The organism is Alteromonas sp. LOR, assembly GCF_000753865.1.
Taxonomy (GTDB): Bacteria; Pseudomonadota; Gammaproteobacteria; order Enterobacterales; family Alteromonadaceae; genus Alteromonas.
In genome coordinates this window covers 212648-228295 of record NZ_JQFW01000056.1, presented here as the reverse complement: position 1 = coordinate 228295, position 15648 = coordinate 212648, and the positions used below count along the sequence as shown (strand labels likewise).

Genomic DNA, 15648 nt, shown 5'->3' with positions numbered 1-15648 from the left:
ATACCGTGAACTACAATTTCACTTTATATGGATATTCTCGACTACACCGTTATTTGCTTTTACCTAATAGGTTTATTGTTTGTCGGTTTTTTACTAAGAGGTCAATCATCTAGTAGAGCTTACTTTCTGGGCGGACGTGAATTAGGCTGGAAACCGCTTACTTTATCGGTAATGGCCACTCAGCTTTCTGCAGTAAGCTTTATTTCTGCTCCGGCCTTTGTTGGTTTTAGAGAAGGGGGCGGCCTCATTTGGTTAACTTACGAATTGGCCGTTCCTTTGGCGATGTTGTTCCTCCTTGGTACTGTACTACCTACCTTGTACCGCAGCGGCGTTGTCAGTATTTACGACTATCTGGAGCGCAGGTTCGGGTTATCAACACGCCTTATCATCAGCGTTGTATTCCAATGTAGCAGAGCCTTCTCAACTGGTATTATGGTGTATGCGCTCACTATTATTTTGCAAAGTACGATGGGAATAGAGGCCTGGCACGCAATCGCACTGATTGGTGTGGTTACACTGCTCTACTCTTTGCAAGGAGGTATGAAAGCAGTGGTATACGGTGATGCCATTCAAATGGTCATCATCGTGCTGGGTACAATTATATGTGCGGTTGTTGGACTTGAAGCGCTTGGCGGCGTGTCTGAGTTCTTACAACGGGTTCCAGCAGAGCGGACTATCGCAATAAACTTTTCATCATTAGGGGTTAATGGCGACAGCTTTGGTTTTTTGCCAATGGTTATGGGGGGAATTATTCTGTATGCCTCATATTACGGCTGCGACCAATCGGAGGCGCAGCGAGCGCTTTCAGCAAAAAACGAAGCAGACCTTAAAAAAATGATGATCGCGAACGGGCTTCTGCGCTTTCCAATCACGCTTTTGTACTGCATATCGGGTTTGATAGTTGGCACACTCGCCTTCTCTGACCCGAGCTTTTTAAATCAGATTCCTGCCGATAACCCAGATTGGCTAATGCCTATTTTCATTCTCAATTATTTACCCCACGGGATTATTGGCTTGTTGATTGTCGCTATACTTGCTGCGGCAATGTCATCGCTGAGTTCTGCTATTAATTCGTTGGCCGCAGTGAGTGGTGAGGATATTAGTCGGGCGCTGAATGAAGACATAGAGCCACAGCGATATCTGTTTATTGCGAAAGTGATGGGAATTGTGTGGGGCGTTATCATTCTTATTTTATCTTTAAATGCTGGCAATATTGCGCCTACTGTTATCGAAGCAATCAATAAAGTTGGCTCAGTATTCTTTGGCCCTTTGTTAGCAGTGTTTCTTCTTGGTATGTTAAGCAAAGTAGTGAGAGGGTTTGATGTAAATCTAGGCTTGGTCACAGGGGTGTTCACCAATATCGTCATTGCGTTTTTCATCCACAACATATTTTGGTTTTGGTGGAATGTCATAGGATTTGTGACAGCGATTGTAATGGCTGTACTCTCTTCACAACTACGCTCGAAAGGAGCAAGTGTAGACGACGCTCATTCCAAGAGCATTGAGAGCACTGAGCAAGGAGAAACCAAAGGAAGCATTGCTACCAAAAAGCATTCGATTCTAACACCTGCGGTGATGACAGTATTGCTAAGCTATTTTTTATTACTTGTGTTCGTGTGTTGGAAAATGCCTGATTGGTTTGCGTAGTAAAAAAACGCCCAAAACAATGGGCGCTCGATAGGTTGGCGGGTCAAATTGAACTGAAATTAGCTAAATTTGTGGTGCAGGCACTCTAACATTGCCTTCCATCAGCACTCGAGCACTTCTACTCATGGTTGCTTGAGCAATATGCCAACCATCATTTGAAAACTCAGCTTTTGCACCGACGCGCAATGTGCCTGATGGATGGCCGAAGACAACGGCATCACGGTCAACACCACCTGCACTCAAATTAACTAGTGTGCCCGGAATTGCTGCGGCAGCTGCTATGGCAACAGCCGCAGTGCCCATCATGGCATGGTGCAGTTTGCCCATGGACATGGCGCGAACCAAAACATCGATATCAGAGCCTAAAATATCTTTTCCGCTAGACGCTTTATAAGGTGAAGGAGGGGCAACCATGGCAACCTTAGGAGTATGCTGGCGGCTGGCTGCTTCACCAATATCGGTGATCAAGCCCATTTTTACTGCGCCATGGGCTCTAATTGCTTCAAACTTGGCTAACGCATCAGGTTTGCTATTAATATCGTCTTGAAGCTCGGTACCGGTATAGCCAATGTCTTCTGCATTGATAAAAATAGTGGGAATGCCAGCGTTGATCATAGTAGCGTGCAGCGAACCCACTCCCGGCACTTCAAGGGTATCTACCAGTCTTCCCGTAGGAAAAATAGCACCCTCGCCATCGGCTGGGTCCACAAAAGCGACTTCTACTTCTGCTGCGGGAAACGTTACGCCATCAAGCTCGAAGTCACCGGTTTCCTGTACTTCGCCATTGGTAATGGGAACGTTAGCGATAATCGCTTTGTTGATATTTGCTTGCCAAATTTGCACAACAGCAATGCCATTATCTGGAATTTTACTTTTATCAACGAGACCATTATTAATGGCGAATGCACCTACAGCTGCTGTTAAGTTACCGCAGTTTCCGCTCCAATCTACGAAGGGTTTATCGATGGCAACCTGGCCGAAAAGATAATCAACATCGTAACCTTCTCGTTCACTCTTACTAATTATCACGGTTTTACTGGTGCTTGAGGTAGCCCCGCCCATGCCATCGGTGTGTTTACCGTAAGGATCTGGACTTCCGATTACTCTAAGCAGTAGGGCGTCTCGCGCTGCTCCTGGTTTTTGAGCTGCCTCTGGCAAATCCGTTAAATTAAAAAATACACCCTTACTCGTACCGCCGCGCATGTAGGTAGCTGGTACTCGAAGCTGTGGCGCATACTGTGTCATGTTTATTCCTTTTTCTTTGTTTATTCAAAGAGAGCGAATGCTCAGGTGAAACACGCCGTAAATACGTCCCTGTAGGCTCTCGGGGCGCATCCATGCGCCCCGAAGGTTTCACCTGAGTACTCGCTCCTCTCTTAAAGTTCGAATCTATCTGTACTTAGAGAGATAAGTTTTTAAATCGTAATCAAACTCTACGCAAAACTAATGCCCAATTGAAAGAAGGATGGTGAGTTAGGTTCAGGGCCCTCAATTCGCATGGATGCGAATTGGGAGCCTACAGGGAAGTATTTACGGCGTGCCCTGCAGCCATCTCACTTGCCTTCCTATCGCTCATAATAAGACTCGTTTTATTTGTTCAACATTAGCGGAAGTGAGAAAGCACTAAGTTGGGTATGGGACCCTCAATTCGCATGGATGCGAATTGGGAGCCTACATGGATGTATTTACGGCGTGTCCCAAACCCGGCTTAGTACTTTCTATCCAGCCAGTCAGCCAAATGTTGAGACCACTTAGCCAACCTCGGCTTCTAAGAAGTCTTTTGCAAAGCGTTGTAATACGCCGCCAGCGCTGTAAATAGAGACTTCTTCCATAGTGTCTAATCGACACGTCACTGGAACATCTAATTTTTCGCCATTAGTGCGGTTTATCACAAGAGTAAGCGTTGCACCTGGTGACGGCTCGCCCTTAACATCGTAGGTTTCAGTACCATCTAGCTCGAGTGTTTTACGGGTGGTACCCGGTTTAAACTCCAGCGGTAGCACGCCCATTCCGATTAAGTTAGTGCGGTGAATACGCTCAAAACCTTCCGCGGCAATCACTTCAACACCCGCCAAACGAACGCCTTTTGCTGCCCAGTCTCGTGACGAGCCTTGGCCGTAATCTGCGCCAGCAACAATGATCAAAGGCTGTCTGCGGGTCATGTAGGTTTCAATAGCTTCCCACATGCGTACAACTTTGCCTTCGGGTTCAACGCGAGCAAGAGAGCCTTGCTTGGCTTCGCCATTTTCCTGCACCATTTCGTTATACACTTTTGGGTTAGCAAGCGTGGCACGCTGAGCAGTTAAATGGTCCCCTCGGTGGGTTGCATAAGAGTTAAAGTCTTCTTCAGGTAATCCCATTTTCGTCAAATACTCGCCTGCCGCGCTGTCTGCCATAATGGCATTAGAGGGAGATAAATGATCGGTAGTAATGTTATCGCCTAATATGGCAAGGGGGCGCATGCCTGTCATAGTGCGTTCTGCATCCATAGCGCCTTCCCAATAGGGTGGGCGACGGATGTACGTGCTTTGTTCGCGCCATTCATAGAGCGGGTCGATATGACTGCCATAATCTACGCTTAAGTCGAACATTGGCTCGTACACTTTTCTGAAGTGTTCAGGCTTAACACTTTTCGCAACAATCGCATCAATTTCTTCGTCACTTGGCCAAATGTCTTTTAACGTTACTGGGTTGCCGTCGTTATCAATACCCAATACATCTTTTTCGATATCAAAACGAACAGTACCGGCAATCGCGTAAGCAACAACCAGAGGTGGCGATGCTAAGAACGCTTGTTTGGCATAAGGATGAATACGACCGTCAAAATTTCGGTTGCCCGATAGTACTGCGGTGGCGTACAGGTCGCGGTCGATGATTTCCTGTTGAATCTTAGGGTCTAGTGCACCACTCATGCCGTTACAGGTAGTGCAAGCAAAAGCCACTACGCCAAACCCAAGGGCTTCAAGTTCGCTCATCAGGTTAGCTTCTTCAAGGTAAAGCTTTACCGCTTTCGACCCAGGCGCTAACGAGCTTTTTACCCACGGCTTGCGGGTGAGGCCGCGTTCGTTTGCGTTTCGAGCAATAAGACCAGCAGCAATCACATTGCGTGGGTTAGACGTATTGGTACAGCTTGTAATAGCAGCGATGATAACCGCGCCATCAGGCATTTTATCGTCTTCTTGTTCCCATTTTGCCGCAATGCCGCGACTCGCAAGATCGCTAGTTGCCAAGCGAGCATGTGGATTAGAGGGCCCTGCCATGTTGCGACCTACTGACGATAAATCGAAAGTGAGTACGCGCTCATATTCAGCGGTTTTTAAATCATCAGCCCATAAGCCCGTGTGCTTCGCATAGTTTTCTACCAAGGCTATTTGGTCTTCTTCACGGCCCGTAAGGCGCAAATAATCGATGGTTTGCTGGTCGATATAGAACATTGCGGCAGTGGCGCCGTACTCTGGCGTCATATTCGAAATGGTGGCACGATCGCCAAGGGTAAGGTGTGAAGCGCCTTCGCCATAAAACTCTAAGAAGGCAGAAACTACTCGCTGCTTACGCAAGAACTCAGTAAGTGCTAATACGATATCAGTTGCAGTAATACCTGGCTGCGGCTTACCGGTTAACTCGACACCCACAATGTCAGGTAGACGCATGTAAGACGCACGACCAAGCATGACGCTTTCAGCTTCAAGTCCACCCACACCAATAGCAATTACACCAAGAGCATCTACATGAGGAGTATGGCTGTCGGTTCCTACTAATGTGTCAGGAAACGCCACGCCATCGCGAGATTCAATAACAGGCGACATACGCTCCAAATTAATTTGGTGCATGATGCCGTTACCTGGAGGAATAACGTCTACATTTTTAAACGCTGTTTTTGTCCAGTTAATAAAGTGAAAACGGTCGTCGTTACGTCTGTCTTCAATGGCGCGATTTTTTTCAAAAGCGTCTTCTTCAAAACCTGCGTGTTCAACAGCTAACGAATGGTCGACAATTAGCTGGGTAGGAACCACTGGGTTCACTTTGGCCGGATCGCCCCCCTTCGCTGCAATGGCGTCTCGCAAACCCGCCAAATCAACCAGTGCAGTTTGACCGAGAATATCATGGCATACCACACGGGCTGGAAACCAAGGAAAGTCGAGGTCGCGTTTGCGATAGATTAACTGCTCTAGCGCTTTATTAAGTTGCTCAGGTGCACAGCGGCGCACTAAGTTTTCAGCAAATACCCGAGAAGAGTAGGGCAGCTTTTCATAAGCCCCTGGCTCTATCGTATTTACCGCCTCGCGAGTATCGAAATAATCGATACTCGCGTTTGGCAAGGGTTTACGGTAATCAATATTCATAAATGGTTACCTTATGCGCGGTCAGAGATAGCGGGCACTGGACGAAGCTCTTCACCGGTATAGTCGGCTGATGGACGAATAATGCGGTTGTCAGAACGTTGTTCCATTACGTGAGCTGCCCAGCCTGTTAAACGAGACATTACAAAAATTGGTGTAAATAGTTTTGTAGGAATACCCATGAAGTTATAGGCAGAGGCATGGAAAAAGTCTGCGTTGCAGAACAGTTTCTTTTCACGCCACATGACTTCTTCACAGCGCACTGAAACAGGGTAAAGTACTGTATCACCCACATCAGCAGATAGCTTTTCAGACCACTCTTTAATGATGCCGTTACGAGGGTCTGAATCAGCATACACCGCATGGCCAAAGCCCATTATTTTTTCTTTGCGTTCTAACATGCCCATCATCTTTTCTTCGGCATCGTCGGCAGAGGTAAAGCCTTCAATCATTTCCATGGCCGCTTCGTTTGCGCCACCGTGAAGTGGACCGCGAAGTGAACCTATGGCACCTGTCACGCACGAGTGCATATCAGATAGGGTTGATGCGCATACACGGGCTGTAAAGGTTGATGCGTTAAATTCATGCTCTGCATAAAGAATGAGTGATACATGCATTACCTGTTCGTGAAGCTCGCGAGGCTTTTCGCCGTGAAGCATATGCAGGAAGTGGCCGCCAACGGAGTCGTCATCGGTTTCAACTTCAACGCGAACGCCGTCGTGTGAGAAGCGATACCAGTAGCAAATAATGCTAGGGAAGCACGCCAGCATACGATCAGTCACTTCTTGCTGCTCGTCAAAGCTCTTTTCCATCTCAAGGTTACCCAGCATAGAGCAACCAGTGCGAAGTACGTCCATTGGGTGTGCGTTTTTTGGAATGCGCTCAAGCACTTCTTTAAGTGCGTCAGGCAAACCGCGCATGCCACGAAGCTTTTCTTTATAGCTGTCTAGCTCTGCTTGAGTAGGCAATTTGCCCTTTAAGATAAGATAAGCGACTTCTTCGAACTGACATTGGTTGGCAAGATCTTTTACGTCATAGCCGCGATACGTTAAACCCGAGCCTGATTTGCCTACGGTCGATAATGCTGTTTTACCTGCAACTTGGCCGCGTAATCCCGCGCCACTTAATTGTTTAGCCATCTTGTAATCTCCGGTCTTTTAAATTTGTAAGGTATTTTTTTAATATTCAGGTTAAATATTCTAGTTAAAAATTCTAGTTGATGTTTTGGCGCTTGAAGTTGGCAAGCACATTGGCTGCCGGAGTAAAGCACAGTCCCCAGCCACGCCGTGAACCCATCCATGGGGGCTCCGACTCGGCATCCATGCCTCGTAGGGGCTGGGAACTGTACTTCCCTCCTACATCTTCGTGCTTGGCAACTTCAAGCTATAGTCATATTTCTTAGTTTTTACCCTTTGCGAAGAGCTCATCTAGTTTTTGCTCGTAATCGTGGTAACCAAGGTAATCATAGAGTTCCATGCGGGTTTGCATGCTGTCGACAACGGCTTTCTGATCGCCATTTTCAAGTATAGATTTGTACACCATTTCAGCAGCTTTGTTCATAGCTCTAAATGCGCTTAACGGGTAAAGCACCATACTAGCGCCCCATTCGCCAAGCTGTTCTTTATTCCATAATTCGGTTTGGCCGAATTCGGTAATATTGGCAAGAATAGGCACGTCTAATGCGTCGGCGAAGGCACGATAGTGTTCTTCGGTTTTTACCGCTTCAGCGAAAATGCCGTCTGCACCCGCTGCCACATATGCTTTTGCCCGTTCGATAGCACTTTCTAGGCCTTCCTGAGCAAAAGAGTCGGTGCGAGCCATAATGAAAAAGTCAGGGTCTGTGCGGGCATCTACCGCCGCTTTAATGCGGTCAACCATTTCTTCAGTGCTGACAATTTCTTTGTTTGGACGGTGACCACAGCGCTTTTGCGCAACTTGATCTTCCATATGTACTGCGGCTGCGCCCGCTTTTTCCATATCGCGAACGGTTTTAGCGATGTTAAAAGCTCCACCCCATCCAGTGTCTATGTCAACTAATAAAGGAAGGTCGCATGCTGAGGTAATACGCTGCACATCGACAATCACGTCGTTAAGTGATGTCATGCCTAAATCTGGCAAACCGTATGATGCATTGGCTACGCCACCGCCAGAAAGATAAATAGCTTGGTGACCAATGGATTTTGCCATCATTGCTGAATAGGCATTAATAGTGCCTACAATTTGTAGTGGTTTGTTCTTAGAAAGGGCGTCTCTAAATTTTTTTCCTGCACTCATTATAGTTACTCGCTTAATTAGAAGTAGGGTAGAGGTGAATGAAAAATACCGAAGCATCGCTGCATTTATGCATGATTGAGCTTCTTTTCTATATTATTTTTTGAATAAAGAATGTGTCTGCGCATGAGTATTTCTGCTAACTCTTCATCTCGGTTAGCAATGGCGTTTACAATGTGTCTGTGTTCATCAAATGCCGTTGTTACCCGCGGTCCTGCCATGCCAAGCTGAACGCGATACATCCGCACCAAGTGATACAAGCCGTCTATTAATACGCTGATTAAGTGGCTGTTTTTGCTACCAGTGACAATACGATAGTGAAAATCCACGTCACCGGCCTCTTGATAGTAGCTTTCACCGCCTTTCACTTTGTTAAAGTGACTGTCTAGTAAACCTTGCATCGCGGCTATTTCATCATCGCTCATATAGCGTGCCGCAAGCCTAGCTGCCATTCCTTCTAGGGCTTCTCTTACTTGATACAGCTGCACTAAGCCTTCTGGAGATAGTGCAACAACGCGAGCGCCCACGTTGGCCTTACGTTCAACAAGATGGCACGTTGCAAGGCGATTAATTGCTTCGCGCACTACGGCGCGAGACACTTCATATTTTGTCGACAATTCAGTTTCGCTTAACTTAGAGCCGGACGGGATAATGCCTTCGACGATATCGTTCCGAAGCTGATAAAACGTTTTGTCTGCGCTAGTAATAGCTTGCTCGTTATTTAGCGTCACAATAAGCTGCTTGTTTTCTCATAATGTCGACAATATAGGCTCTTTGAAACTCAATATCAAATTTTAAGCCCCTTATTGTCGACAAATTAATATTATTGTCATATTGAGATGGTCGGTAGTACCTGTATTGAAATGCGCTTCAGTGTGGAATAGCAAAGCGCGTGGTTTGAGCTTTCAATCTAAGCTCGTAACCTGAGCTCGTGAATCAATCTCATTAACCAAGTTCAAGGTATTGGCAGATTTCAAAAATATTGGCAGTTTAAAAAGCGGGTGCTGATGTTTTTTGTGATGAAGCTGGTTTACTGGGATCTTAAAATAGGGGGCTTAAAAGAACTTCTGTTTAAAGTGCATTTGGTTTTTAATCTTAATTCTTACGGCTAAAGGCTAAAGACCAAAGGTTATGTAAGGAGCGAGAAAGTTGATAATGGCAGAGAGCAGAGTTGTCTATTTGGTCAATTCGAGATGTCAATTTTACAATTAAAATGACTTATTTAGTGCGTGTTTAAAATATTGAATTATAAAGCTATTACACGATTTATTTTTGTTCTTAAAAGGTCGTACCAGCTAACCAATTAGTCTGTTTTTGGTTTTTTAGTTTGGTGAAAAAATGATAATTAACTTTCCAAGTAAGCAAACTGTCGGTATCATATCGATCCAGTTTTCGAGCCTAAGTTAGACACTCAAACGGCGAAGACTGGTGCACGCATTCATGCATGCTGTCAGTAAAATACATTTCAACATGTACTTCTTTGCCTTCAAGGTCCTTAGGTTGTAAGAGTTCCGCAGAAGAACTTGAAACACAAACTATAAGCCGTAAATACCAAACACTCACGCAAAGGGGTTCCACCAAATGACCACTCACACTGACGTGTCTAAGACACTAGCCAGTAAGCTTTCGCCTGTCGCTTTAGCAGTAGCGATGACCGTTCCAGCACTTACCAATGTGGCTGTTGCACAAGAAGCAGAAGCAACAGAAGAGCAACAATTCGAAGCAATAACCGTTACCGCGACTAAGCGTCCGCAGGTTATTTACGAAGTGCCAATTGCACTCAGTGCTTTTGACGGAGACAAGCTCGCTGCACAGGGTATTACTGACCTAACTGACGTGGGTAAATTTGTACCAAACCTAAACGTTACTGGTTTTTCAGCAGGCCATACCTCATCAGTTAACCCGTTTATTCGCGGCATTGGTTTACAAGATCACTTGATCACAACCGATCCAGGCGTAAGCGTATACGTTGACGGTGTTTACTTAGGTCGTCAGGTTGGTCAAAACTGGAGCTTAAACAACATTCAGCGTATTGAAGTACTGCGTGGTCCACAGGGTACGCTATACGGTCGTAACTCAATTGGTGGTGCAATTAACATCATTACCAAAGAGCCAGACCAAGGCGATGTAACCAAAATCAACACAGAATTTGGTACACGCGGTCGTGTAAAAGCAGACTTATTCCTTAACCATGCGCTCTCTGACACAGTAGCATTTAATGCAAACTTATCGTTTAACAAGCGTGATGGCTTAGGTGAGTTTATCAATGTTCCAAATGCAGAATATGATGTGGGTGAAACCGAAGACGTATCTGGACGTGTATCAGTTAAGTGGGAACCATCTAACGATTTTCGTATGGTGCTAACGGCTGACGCAAACAACGGCGACGGCGGCCTTCGTCCATATACTGTGCTTATCGATGAAGTTGGCTCTGCGCGTTATTTTGGTGGCGGAAACGGCCTAGGTGTTGAACTACGTAATACCGATGTTACCCCAGCGGGTGCGGATCGCTACGACAACGCTACTGGCACTGAAGCGGTAACCGGCGTATCTAACGAAGCCCGCGGTATTGCACTTACTACCGAATGGGATATTAACGAAGACTACACGGCTAAAGTAGTGGCGAGTCAGCGTACGTCAAAATATAAAGCGGGCCTAGACGATGACGGCACTGTTTTCTCACTAGATCAATTCCCAGAGCGCGGCGAAGCCGACCAAACCTCTATTGAACTTCAGTTAAATGGTTACATTAACGAGTATACTGACTTTGTTGCTGGCCTTTACTACTTCAACGAAGAAGGTAGTAACCGCCAGGGTGAAGATTCTAGTTTCGACGGTGGTGGAAACCTACTTGAACTTGACCAAGAAACGACGTCTAAAGCAGCTTACATCAATCTTCGTCACGATATTAACGACGAGCTATCTGTATCGGGTGGTTTGCGTTACACGAAAGACGAAAAAGACGCTTCTGCTAACGTATTCTCTGCACTAGGTACTATTTTTGATTCGAACGACTGGAACGAATTGACGTGGGAATTAGCTACCAACTATACGTTTGATAACGGCATGACGGGTTACGCTACCATTCAGTCGGGCTATCAGTCGGGTCAATATCCAGCGCGTCCATACTGCCTAATTGGTCAGTTCTTTGGTGCCGGTGGCTTTGACGATATCGACGGTGCACAAGCAGCAGTGCGTGCCAATAACTGTTTTACTGCCTCTGACAACATCACTGCGACAAACTACGAAGTGGGTATTAAGGGCCGTATTAACGAATATGTTGATATGAGTGTTGCAGTATTCAATACTGAATTTGATGACCTACCTTACCAAGTAAGCCGTGTAAGTGAAGGTGGTTTCGACACTGCTAACTTAGTGGTTGAACAGACTTCTCGCGGTATCGAACTAGATACAACGTTTAATTACGGTAACTTCAGCATGATGACCAGCATTGGTTACATGGATGTTGACGTAGAAGAGCAGGCAGGATTTAGTCCAGTTGCTCCACTTACACCTGATTTAACCCTTGCGATTGGTCCACAGTATACCTTTGAACTTGATGGCGGTGATTCAATTCGCGTACGTGCCGATTATTCATATCGTTCAGAGATGTATGGCGAGCCAACATCTGCACCAGAGCGTATGACAGAGCTTGATAGTCGTGAGCTTGTAAACTTTGATATTGCTTACACACCAGCAGACGAAGCGTACACAGTGGCATTATACGGTCGTAACATTTTTGATGAGCGTTATGACAATGCTCGCTTAAATACTGGCGACTATATTCTGCAAATACTCAGCAACGATGCGAGTGAGTTTGGTGTGAGATTCTCAACCGAGTTCTAAAAAGCGCGCTTAAATAAGCATGCGATAGCGCACAAACATAAAAGCCGGTCCTTTGTAATGAAGCGACCGGCTTTTTTATACCTATAAGCTTGAGAGAGACTGCAAAAAGTAGCTATAACTCAGTTTGTATACGTAATATGTAACTAAATACATCGGTAATCTTGTTTTAATGACGATATTAGAATAGTTTTATTACATGACCTTGTGTGACTAACTCTACATTAATAAACATCGGTTAGTGACAATCAAATGGACAAGAGGATTAGCAGGGGTGGGGATACTATCTAAGTTACAACGTTCTTGGATTGAACGAAAATTCAAAAAGCATGATTGGCGTATCATTCAGCAGATCCCCTTTGACGCCTTTGAACAGCTTATCGTTTCACATGTTGATGACGGTTGGGAAATTGAAGAAGATTACCTTCCGCTTAAAGAATCCACCAAAAAGTGGGAGTGTGAGCTAAAAAAAGGCACCAGCATTTTGGTGTGTACATGGTCTAGCGACAAGCTAGGGCAGGTAGTAGGGCCAGAGAGAGTGGTGACTGGACTTGCCTCAACATTGAATTTGCCGGCGCACACGTCTCCCCAATATTAACTAAAACCAACGGAAATACGGTGTAGTTTAAAGCCATCCTTTTTGCTGCGCTATTCGAGCAGCATCAATGCGGTTGGTTGCGTTTAGCTTTGAGATAGCCTCTGAGAGATAATTTCTTACCGTACCTTCAGATAAAAACAACGCGCTAGCAATATCGTGGGTTTTCATCCCCTCTGATGCGAGCTTAAGCGCTGACATTTCCTTTTCAGACAGTGGGTTATTATCGTCTAACGCCATTAGCGCAAGTTCAGTAGATATAACGACTTTCCCAGCAATTACGTCCTTAATAGATGCAATTAAGTAATCGCTATCGGCTTCTTTTAAGACAAAACCTTTTACGCCAACACTCATGGCTCGCTTTATATAACCAGGCTTGGCAAAGGTCGTCATTAACACCACGTGACTAGCAATATGATGACATGCTACATGCACTGCTAAATCTAGCCCACTCATTTGAGGCATTTCAATGTCGCTTAAAATGATATCTGGCGCGGGATTATTTTCTAAAAAGTGAATAGCCTCTTGTCCATGGCTGCATTTTCCTACCACCTCGAGTTCTTCTTCTAGAGACAACAGCATAGCAATAGCGTCGCGCACGAGTGATTGATCTTCAACAACGAGAATGGTGGTCATCTGCTTCCTTTATAAATGAGTACGCTTAGGCGTGTTAGATGTAAGCGTAAATGTAAAACCAGGGTGAGAGGAAAATGTCATCGTGGCTTGGGCGCTTATTGACGCGGCCCTCTCTCTCATTCCTTTTAAGCCATTGCCTTCTTTTATTTGATTGACGTTATCTAGACGACCAAAGTCGTGATATTCCAGTGTATATGAAGGGTCGGGCGTATTAATCTGAGATAGCTTTAAACTCAAGGTGACGTGGGTAGCATTTGAGTAGCGAAGTGTATTGGTAAAGAGTTCTTTAACAATAAGTGCCAGCTGGGTTTCTTCCATCGCGCTAATATGTTGATTGATATCACCATCAACATCCAAGTTAACATTGACGTCGTTCTCCATGAGTAAGGCTTTGTTTTTGGTAATTTCATCATTTAGTGAAAGTTGTTTTATGTCGGATACTGCATGGCGTATTTCACTTAGGAGTGACTGCGATAACTCTGCTAGCGCCCTAACTTCTTGCTGTGCTAATTCAACGTTATTTTTGCTCAACAGCTTATCGGCAAGTTGTGCTTTTAAAGAAATAGAGCTTAGCGCGTGGCCCGCAACGTCGTGTAAATCTCGGCCAATGCGTTCACGTTCTGCAATGGCTGACAGTGTGCGTAATGACGCGGCGTGCTGGGACTCTTTTAATTGATGAAGGGTTTCTTTGCGCTCCATAATGCCAAAGCCAAGAAGTACGACACTGTTTATCGCAGCCGCAAGCAAAAAGTAATCGTTTGTTTTGATGAAATAAAATTGAAGTGCTGCAAGTGAGATAAGCACCAATGACATGATGAGCAATGACCGTTTCAGCGCATAATAGTAACCGCAAATAAAAGCGACAAAGCCAAAAAATACGGCACCACCCGGATTGCTGTAGGTGGTGACATACCCGAGTGCCAATATAAAGGCTATGTAAAACGGAAGCTGGTGCTGTGGTTTATTAATCGCGACAAGGTAAGTCATTACAAATAGCGTGTAGGCTAAAACGTTAAACGATAGTACAGCGCTGCTCAGCGGCAGTGAAAGTAGGAGTGGCACAAAAAAGAACAAGGAAAAAAATAGGCTGCTATACGACCATCGCTTCTTGCGCCCACTAGCAAGTAGCGGCATGGTGGGCGATTGTTCTAACTGGGTATCAGTATTGTGTTTAAGCACAAGTACTTCTTCCTTATTGAAATACGACGGCAGACTTACTCGTAATAAGCACTGTACCAGACACAATCAGTATAATACCTATCACGGCAAACATGTCGAAGGTTTGTTTATAGAAAACGACTGATGCCGCTGTAATCAGTGCTATACCCAAACCAGACCAAATGGCATAAGCAACCCCAATACCCATGTGCTTTAATACAACCGCAAACAAACCTCCAGAGATAGCATAAAATGCAATAGCGGCGTAGCCAAATGCCCATTTCTCCCATCCATCAGACGCTTTAAGAAGTAAGGTTGCAGTAACTTCGGTAACAATGGCGAGGGCTAATAATAAATAAATCATAAATAACCTCCTTTTTTATAGTGTTAAAGAGACTGGTAGCGACGTTCTAATGCATAAAGAGACACTATGTAGACGGCAACAATAACCGCTGAAATGGCCTCTACGCGTGCATCGGGGAATAAGTACCATGCTGCTACAATACCTGCGGTGCGGGCGCTAGTATGAAAGTAGCCCACCCAATGTTCGATAGACCAAGAAAGGGGCATCCACATCAATCCTGCTAATATGCCTAAGGTTAAGGGTACGGTCGTATGGTCGATGGCAGCTACTGGCATAGCTATCCCAAATACCATTAAGCTCATTATCATGCCCACGAAAAAGAGCGTGTCGAAACTTGTTCTAGGCTTATCTTTTGAGAAAAAGCGTTCGCCAGTGAGATAAGACAAACCTGTGCCGAGATAAAAAATGGCACCTGTGCCAATGTATAACATCCAAGTTATCGCAACCTCAGAAACAAAAGGCGCCGCAATACCTAGCAAAGCCCATACGATGGTTCCGGCTAAAGGCATGGCAATAAATCTATTTTGCTTAAATAGTGTGCGTTGCTCATCAAGTGATAAATCACGAGCTGATAGAGGTTGGTTTTGGGCTTTATCGAGTGAGCCGCCTTCTATTTGGCTGCTCGAGTGGTTGTGTGCACTTTGGTGCAATGGACGCTCTGCAATAACATCGTTCATGATCATTTCCTTCAATACTGTGTTGTGAGTGTTGAAGTATGAAGATGCGACTGCATTAAAGTAAGTCACAAACATCACCAATGCAGCATGACAATTGTCATCAATACGGTGGATAAT

General features: G+C 45.2%; 12 protein-coding genes. 3 read left to right on the top strand and 9 right to left on the bottom strand.

The window, feature by feature from the left end:
- Positions 1-27 precede the first annotated feature (27 nt).
- Positions 28-1647 carry a sodium:solute symporter family transporter gene (locus JV36_RS0116470; RefSeq protein ID WP_032097378.1) on the top strand — a complete coding sequence of 540 codons (1620 nt, stop codon included), beginning with the start codon at positions 28-30 and terminating at the stop codon, positions 1645-1647.
- A gap of 63 nt (positions 1648-1710) precedes the next feature.
- Here the strand turns inward: JV36_RS0116470 and prpF are convergent, their stop codons facing one another.
- The 5 genes from prpF to JV36_RS0116445 all read right to left on the bottom strand — a co-directional run bounded on the left by prpF (position 1711) and on the right by JV36_RS0116445 (position 8989).
- On the bottom strand, positions 1711-2892 hold the full coding sequence (gene prpF, locus JV36_RS0116465; protein WP_032097379.1) for a 2-methylaconitate cis-trans isomerase PrpF: 1182 nt from the start codon (positions 2890-2892) through the stop codon (positions 1711-1713).
- A gap of 506 nt (positions 2893-3398) precedes the next feature.
- Positions 3399-5990 carry a Fe/S-dependent 2-methylisocitrate dehydratase AcnD gene (acnD, locus tag JV36_RS0116460; protein WP_032097380.1) on the bottom strand — a complete coding sequence of 864 codons (2592 nt, stop codon included), beginning with the start codon at positions 5988-5990 and terminating at the stop codon, positions 3399-3401.
- A gap of 11 nt (positions 5991-6001) precedes the next feature.
- Entirely contained in the window at positions 6002-7126 is a 1125-nt protein-coding gene (gene prpC / locus JV36_RS0116455; RefSeq protein ID WP_032097381.1) for a bifunctional 2-methylcitrate synthase/citrate synthase, read from the bottom strand.
- Positions 7127-7385: 259 nt separating this feature from the next.
- Positions 7386-8261, bottom strand: a complete 876-nt coding sequence (gene prpB, locus JV36_RS0116450) for a methylisocitrate lyase (RefSeq protein ID WP_032097382.1) — start codon at positions 8259-8261, stop codon at positions 7386-7388.
- Positions 8262-8326: 65 nt separating this feature from the next.
- Entirely contained in the window at positions 8327-8989 is a 663-nt protein-coding gene (locus JV36_RS0116445) for a GntR family transcriptional regulator (RefSeq protein WP_032097383.1), read from the bottom strand.
- Between the two features lie 850 nt (positions 8990-9839).
- On the opposite strand from JV36_RS0116445, the gene JV36_RS0116440 reads away from it, so the two are divergent.
- Entirely contained in the window at positions 9840-12104 is a 2265-nt protein-coding gene (locus tag JV36_RS0116440; protein WP_032097384.1) for a TonB-dependent receptor, read from the top strand.
- A gap of 238 nt (positions 12105-12342) precedes the next feature.
- The gene (locus tag JV36_RS0116435; protein WP_235207873.1) at positions 12343-12699 is read left to right on the top strand and encodes a hypothetical protein; all 357 of its coding nucleotides are present in this window, start codon (positions 12343-12345) and stop codon (positions 12697-12699) included.
- 27 nt (positions 12700-12726) lie between these two features.
- On the opposite strand, the gene JV36_RS0116430 is transcribed toward JV36_RS0116435, so the two are convergent.
- The 4 genes from JV36_RS0116430 to JV36_RS0116415 are packed head-to-tail and all read right to left on the bottom strand — an operon-like array spanning position 12727 to position 15468.
- The gene (locus JV36_RS0116430; protein WP_032097386.1) at positions 12727-13332 is read right to left on the bottom strand and encodes a response regulator transcription factor; all 606 of its coding nucleotides are present in this window, start codon (positions 13330-13332) and stop codon (positions 12727-12729) included.
- Between the two features lie 9 nt (positions 13333-13341).
- Positions 13342-14511, bottom strand: a complete 1170-nt coding sequence (locus JV36_RS0116425) for a sensor histidine kinase (RefSeq protein ID WP_052010333.1) — start codon at positions 14509-14511, stop codon at positions 13342-13344.
- A gap of 13 nt (positions 14512-14524) precedes the next feature.
- A complete protein-coding gene (locus tag JV36_RS0116420) occupies positions 14525-14854 on the bottom strand; it encodes a DMT family transporter (protein ID WP_032097387.1) in 330 nt (109 codons plus the stop codon).
- Positions 14855-14877: 23 nt separating this feature from the next.
- Positions 14878-15468, bottom strand: coding sequence for a DUF7010 family protein (locus JV36_RS0116415; RefSeq protein ID WP_052010349.1), 591 nt, complete (start codon positions 15466-15468; stop codon positions 14878-14880).
- Positions 15469-15648: the final 180 nt, after the last annotated feature.